Below are 6,187 nucleotides of genomic sequence, written 5' to 3' on the forward strand. Positions count from 1 at the left end.
GCCCGGAGTATGACCCGTGACCCCCTGTGGGGTGAGGAATAGCACCGTCGGGTCGGGCATTGTGGAGGTCATGAGTGCACTGGGGCTGTCGGTCCTGCTCTGCCTCGTGTCCGCCCTGGCGTACGCCGGCGGCGCGATCGTGCAGGAACGGGTCGCGGCGACCACGCCGGACCACCGCGCGTACGCGCCGCTGCACCACGGCGTGTGGTGGATCGCGGTGGGTCTCAACGGCCTCGGCGCGCTGCTGCACGTGGTGGCGCTCGCGTACGGTCCGCTGAGCCTGGTCCAGCCGCTCGGCGCGCTCACCATCGTCTTCGCCCTGCCGATGGCGGCGGTCTTCGTACGGCGCCGCGCGGGCGCCGCCGCCTGGCGCGGGGCGGTCCTGGCCACGGTCGGCCTGGTCGGGCTGCTGGCGCTGACCGGCGGGGACGGCCGGTCGGGGCAGTCCCTCGCGGGCGGCGAGCGCGGCCTGCTGCTGACGGTGACGGGGGCGGCGGTCGCGGCGCTGTCCCTGATCGCGCACCGGATGCGCCGGGCGGTGCTGCGCAGCGTGCTGCTGGCGGCGGCGGCCGGTACGGCCTTCGGCATGGCCTCGGTGTTCACCAAGTCGGTGGCGGAGTCCTTCGCCCCGGGCGCCCTGGTCGCGCTGTGGCCCGACCTCGCCGCGGTCGCCGTGCTGGCGGGCGGCGGGCTGCTGCTGTCGCAGGCCGCCTACCGGGGCGCCGGGCTGACCGCGCCGCTGGCCACCGTGACCGTGGTCAACCCGGTGGCGGCGGCCGCGGTCGGCATCTCCCTGTTCGACGAGGGCTTCCGGTACGGGTGGGCGGGCACGGCCGCCGCGCTGGCCAGTGCCGCCGTCGCGGCGGCCGGCCTGGTCCTGCTCACGGCCGTGCCGCCGCACGTGCGCGGGTCAGATGCGGACTCCGTGGCCCCTGAGGTACTTGAGGGGGTCGATGTCGGAGCCGTATCCCTCTCCCGTGCGCATTTCGAAGTGCAGGTGGGGGCCACTGCTGTTGCCGGTCGACCCCGAGCGCCCGATGCGCTGGCCGCCGGACACCTGCTGGCCGGCCTTCACACCGAGCGCGGAGAGGTGGGCGTACTGGGAGTACCGGCCGTCGGTGTGCCGGATGACGACCTGGTACCCGTAGGCCCCGGCCCATCCGGCGGAGACGACGTGCCCCGGCCCGACGGACTTGACGGTGGTGCCGGTGGACACCGGGAAGTCGATGCCGGTGTGGTATCCGCTGGACCAGGAGGATCCCGCGACGCGGTACGCGGTGCCGAGGGCGGCGTCGACGGGCGCGGAGTAGCCGCCCGCCGCCGGCTGCTGCTGCGCTGAGGGCGCCTGCGCCGCGGGCTTCGGCGCGGGTTTCACGGCGGGCTTCTCGGCCGCTTTCTGGACCGGCTTCCCGGCCGGTTTCCCGACGGGCTTCCCGGCCGTCCCGGGTGCCTGCTTCCCGGCGGGCTGCTGCGCCGCCGGTTCCACGGGCTTGACCGGTTCGGCCGTCCGTGGCGGCTTCTCGGGGTTCTGCGCGGGCGGCGCGGCCGTGACGCGCAGGGTGAGCCGCTGGCCGGGGAAGATCAGGTCAGGATCGGCGCCCACGGTGGCCCGGTTGGTCTCGTACAGGGCCTGCCAGCCGCCTTCGACCCGCTGCCGGGTGGCGATGCCCGAGAGGGAGTCCCCTTGGGCGACGACGTACGGGTTCGGCAGGACCGGGGCCCCGGACCCGCCTGACGCGGCGGTCCGCACGGCCGGGGTCTGCGCCGCGGGCGCCTTGGCCCGCTGCGCCGGGGCCTGCACCCCCTGGCCCCGGGTGTCGGGTGCGGACGACGACACCGGCGCGGACGCGGGTGCCTTCGGCGCGACGGCGGCGGCCGGACCGCTGCGGCTGAGTCCGGCCGTCTTGCCGCAATGGGGCCAGGCCTGCGGGCCCTGCCCCTTGAGCACCTTCTCCGCGACCGCGATCTGCTGGTCCTTGGTGGCCAGGTCGGCGCGGGGGGCGTAGGCGGTGCCGCCGAAAGCCCGCCAGGTGCTCTGGCTGAACTGGAGGCCGCCGTAGTAGCCGTTGCCCGTGTTGATGGCCCAGTTGTTGGTGGACTCGCAGGTGGCGACCTTGTTCCAGGTGTCCACCGATGCGGCCTGGGCGACTCCGGCGCCGATGAGAGGGAGCGCTATCCCGGCGCCACCGGCGGTGACGGCGAGCGAGGCCCGGTTGATGCTGCTCGGCTGGTACCGGCGGTGCCGGCCCCGTACACCCATGCGAGCCCCCAGTGAAGACATCAGGAACGGCACAACCTAACGTCACGGCCGGATTGTGGCAAGGGGCGCAACGGGGCGCTCTCCAGGGGGAATTGACCGAGTCTCACCCGGTACGTGATCACGATCCGGCCGCGCCGATGTAGCGTCGGTGCTCCCCGCACATCGAAGCACGCAGGAGCGCATCATGAGCACCAGCACAGCCCAGATCGGCGTCACCGGCCTCGCGGTCATGGGCAGCAACCTCGCCCGCAACTTCGCCCGCAACGGATTCACCGTCGCCGTCCACAACCGCACCACCGCGAAGACCACGGCGCTCGTGGAGGAGTTCGGGCACGAGGGCTCCTTCGTGGCGGCGACCTCCGCGAAGGAGTTCGTCGACGCGCTGGAGCGCCCCCGGCGCCTCGTCGTCATGGTGAAGGCCGGGGATCCGACCGACGCCGTGATCCGGGAGTTCGCCCCGCTCCTGGAGGAGGGCGACGTGATCATCGATGGCGGCAACGCGCACTTCGAGGACACCCGGCGCCGGGAGAAGGAGCTGCGCGAGCAGGGCATCCACTTCGTGGGCGTGGGCATCTCCGGCGGCGAGGAGGGCGCGCTGCTCGGCCCGAGCATCATGCCGGGCGGTTCGAAGGAGTCGTACGAGTCCCTCGGCCCGCTGCTGGAGAAGATCGCCGCGAAGGCCGCCGACGGCACGCCGTGCACCTCGCACATGGGGCCGGACGGCGCCGGGCACTTCGTGAAGATGGTGCACAACGGCATCGAGTACGCCGACATGCAGCTGATCGCCGAGGCCTACCACCTGCTGCGCGAGGTCGCCGGCTACTCCCCCGCGAAGATCGCGGAGACCTTCCGGGAGTGGAACCGCGGGCGCCTGGACTCGTACCTGATCGAGATCACCGCGGAGGTGCTCGCGCACACGGACGCCGCGACCGGCCGCCCCTTCGTCGACGTCGTGGCCGACGCCGCCGAGCAGAAGGGCACCGGCCGCTGGACCGTGCAGATCGCCCTGGACCTGGGTGTACCGGTGTCGGGGATCGCGGAGGCGGTCTTCGCCCGTGCCGTCTCGGGCCACGCCGACCTGCGCGAGGCCGCCCGCGGGCTGGGCGGTCCGGTCGCCGCCCCGCTGGCGCCGGCGGAAGCCGACGCCTTCGCCGGTCAGGTGGAGGAGGCGCTGTACGCCTCGAAGATCGTCTCGTACACCCAGGGCTTCCACCAGATCCAGGCCGGCAGCGCGGAGTACGACTGGCATGTGGACCCGGGCGCGGTGGCCTCGTTGTGGCGGGGCGGCTGCATCATCCGGGCGGCGTTCCTGGACCGCATCCGCGCCGCCTACGACGCCCGGCCCGACCTGCCGAGCCTGCTGGCGGACGCGGACTTCGCCGACGAGATCGGGGCGGCCCAGGACGGCTGGCGGTCGGTGATCGTCGCGGCGGTGCGCCAGGGCATTCCCGTACCCGCCTTCTCCGCGTCGCTGGCGTACTACGACGCGCTGCGCGCCGAGCGCCTGCCGGCGGCCCTCACCCAGGGGCAGCGGGACTTCTTCGGGGCGCACACCTACCGGCGCACCGACCGGGAGGGCTCGTTCCACACGCTGTGGAGCGGCGACCGCTCCGAGGCCGGCCCGGCCTGACGCACGGCTGCGGCGCCGGCCCGGCCTGACGTACGGCCCTGCCGTGCGGCCTGACGTACGGGCTTCCGCGCGACCGGGTCGGGCCGGCGCGCGGGGCTCAGCCCAGGGGGCCGGGCTGCGGGATCGGCGCGGGTCCCGGCGGCGGCGGGACCGGGTCCGGCTCGGGCACGGGGCCGGGCACGGGCGGCGCGGGCCGCGGGACGGGCGCGGGGTCCGGGAAGGGACTCGGTCCCGGGGCCGGGTCGGGACCGGGGCCGGGAACGGGCGGCTGAGTCTGCTCTGCGTTTCGCACCATGTGTCCCACCTTCCCCGGAACGCGCCGCGTACGCCCTCCGGCACCAGGGCATGCCGGCGGGCGGCCCGCCCCGGGCACGCCGGGGCCCCCGCCTCAGGCGCGCAGGGCCAGGCCGGCCGCGAGTCCGGAGGCCGGACTGGAGAGCACCGGAACGCGGGACGCGGCGAGGTGCTCGGCCCCGGCCAGGGAGGCCTGGGCCAGCACGATCACATCGGCGCCGGTCACGCCGTCGGCGGCCGCGGCCACGAGCGCGAGGCAGCCGTCCCGGTCACCCGACGCGAACCGGTCCCAGGCCCCGGCGACGAGCCGCGTGCGGATCGTCACCGGGCGCTTCCCGGCCTCCTCGGCCAGCAGGGCCACGGTCGGGGCGAGCGTCGACTTTAGGGAGGCCAGCACGGTGATCCGGGCTCCGGCGCGGACCGCCGCGGCCGCCATCGGCCGGTCCACGCGCAACACCGGCGCGCGGAGCGCCGGGGCCAGCGACTCGGCGGTCGCCCCGATCGTCGAGCAGGTGACCAGCACGGATCCCGGCCCGGCAGCGGAGAGCAGCTCCAGCAGGTCCGGCGCGACCGCGTCGGGGCCCTCGTCGCGGGCCCGGTCCAGCAGTTCCGGAACCACCAGGTGCCGCAGGGCGGCGCCGGGGTGGTTCCGGTCCCGCAGGGCGTCGAACACCGGGACGTGCGCGGCCGAGGTGTGCAGCAGGACCAGCCCGGCGCCGCTCACGATCCCGGTTCCCCTCAGACGGCCACGGCGTGGGGGCTGCGCTCCTGGTCCGTACCCGGAACCGGGGCGGACGGGTCCGCGCCCAGCTCGACGATCCGGTTGTCCGCGTCGACGTGCACGACGCGGGGCTTCAGCACCCTCGCCTCCGCGTCCTCGACCTGCGCGTAGCTGATGAGGATGACGAGGTCCCCGGGGTGCACCAGATGTGCGGCGGCACCGTTGATCCCGATGACACCGGACCCGCGCTCGCCCTCGATGACGTACGTCTCCAGCCGGGCACCGTTGGTGATGTCCACGATGTGCACCAGCTCGCCGGGCAGCAGGTCCGCCGCGTCGAGCAGGTCGGCGTCGACGGTCACGGAACCGACGTAGTGCAGGTCGGCCTGGGTGACGGTGGCCCGGTGGATCTTGGACTTGAACATGGTTCGCATCATCGAGGTACCCCTGGATCTAGGCTCCCTGCCTGCGTATTTGCAGGTCAAGTGCAGTTTCCCTATCTTACAACGAGTCGCATGATCGGTCAGCTCTCCCCATGTTTTGAGGACTGATCCTGACCAATTGGCGACATTCCTGACGCATCGTCAGTCGGACTCGGAGGGGTTGGCCGCTCGCCACGGGCAACGACGGATCCAGGCGGCTCGGACATATGCCGGCAAACCTCCGGTTAGCGAAACCGGGGATGCTCGTGACCATTGGAGTCGTCCGCACGACTGCACCTGACGGTGCCACTCGGCGGGCGCTCACCGATGCCCCGGACTTCTGCGCCCGAGCCTCTGCTGGACCGGCTGACGAGCTCGTGCCTCTTGGGCGGTGCGGCGCTGGATTGTGATCCCTGATCATGTTCGTGTGCGGGGAACGGGTCTCGTGCGTGCTGGGATCAGCAGCGACCCGCGGATCACAGGGCCGTTGGCCGACGTGATCGCCGAACTCGCCGCCGAGGTGCTTTCCTTGTGGCACAAGCGGCGTCAGGCCGGACTGGAGTCCAGGCCGCGGAAGCGGGCCGGCGGGGTCGGCGCAAAGCACCGGCTGGTCCCCATCGACCGGCTGCCGGCCACCCTCGTTCACCTCCGTCATGGTGCCACCCACGACGTGCTGGCCTGCTGGTTCGGCGTGGACCGCTCCACGATCACCCGGGAGATCGGAGAGCTGCGGCCCCTGCTCGCCGCCCGCGGCTGCGCCATCGCTACCGGCATCCGGCTCCGCACCCTCGCCGACGTCATCGACACGTCATCTCCATTGGATCGCCGGTCTGTCGGTCGTGGTGGCGATCGTGGTGCGG

The 6,187-nt window shown here is 73.5% G+C and carries 5 protein-coding genes and 1 pseudogene; 3 read left to right on the forward strand and 3 right to left on the reverse strand.

The window, feature by feature from the left end:
- Positions 1–70 precede the first annotated feature (70 nt).
- Positions 71–886: pseudogene (locus tag ACFWW8_RS34985) on the forward strand (DMT family transporter); the annotation flags it as partial.
- Between the two features lie 24 nt (positions 887–910).
- On the opposite strand, the gene ACFWW8_RS34990 reads toward ACFWW8_RS34985, so the two are convergent.
- A complete protein-coding gene (locus ACFWW8_RS34990) occupies positions 911–2,260 on the reverse strand; it encodes a transglycosylase family protein (protein WP_386535957.1) in 1,350 nt (449 codons plus the stop codon).
- Positions 2,261–2,444: 184 nt separating this feature from the next.
- On the opposite strand from ACFWW8_RS34990, the gene gndA reads away from it, so the two are divergent.
- Positions 2,445–3,890 (forward strand): NADP-dependent phosphogluconate dehydrogenase, encoded by a 1,446-nt coding sequence (gndA, locus tag ACFWW8_RS34995; protein WP_386535959.1) that lies wholly within the window; start codon positions 2,445–2,447, stop codon positions 3,888–3,890.
- Positions 3,891–4,278: 388 nt separating this feature from the next.
- On the opposite strand, the gene ACFWW8_RS35000 is transcribed toward gndA, so the two are convergent.
- A complete protein-coding gene (locus ACFWW8_RS35000; protein WP_386535962.1) occupies positions 4,279–4,908 on the reverse strand; it encodes an aspartate/glutamate racemase family protein in 630 nt (209 codons plus the stop codon).
- A gap of 14 nt (positions 4,909–4,922) precedes the next feature.
- The gene (panD, locus tag ACFWW8_RS35005; RefSeq protein WP_386535965.1) at positions 4,923–5,342 is read right to left on the reverse strand and encodes an aspartate 1-decarboxylase; all 420 of its coding nucleotides are present in this window, start codon (positions 5,340–5,342) and stop codon (positions 4,923–4,925) included.
- 481 nt (positions 5,343–5,823) lie between these two features.
- On the opposite strand from panD, the gene ACFWW8_RS35010 reads away from it, so the two are divergent.
- Positions 5,824–6,187 (forward strand): transposase family protein (locus ACFWW8_RS35010; RefSeq protein WP_386535974.1); only part of this gene is annotated, 364 nt, incomplete at its 3' end.

Source organism: Streptomyces sp. NPDC058701, assembly GCF_042715295.1.
Classification (GTDB): Bacteria; Actinomycetota; Actinomycetes; order Streptomycetales; family Streptomycetaceae; genus Streptomyces.

Excerpts from the sequence above, each read along its gene's own strand:
- panD (WP_386535965.1), bottom strand. The coding sequence starts at position 5,342 with ATGATGCGAACCATGTTCAAGTCCAAGATCCACCGGGCCACCGTCACC.
- gndA (WP_386535959.1), top strand. The coding sequence starts at position 2,445 with ATGAGCACCAGCACAGCCCAGATCGGCGTCACCGGCCTCGCGGTCATG.
- ACFWW8_RS34990 (WP_386535957.1), bottom strand. The coding sequence starts at position 2,260 with ATGGGTGTACGGGGCCGGCACCGCCGGTACCAGCCGAGCAGCATCAAC.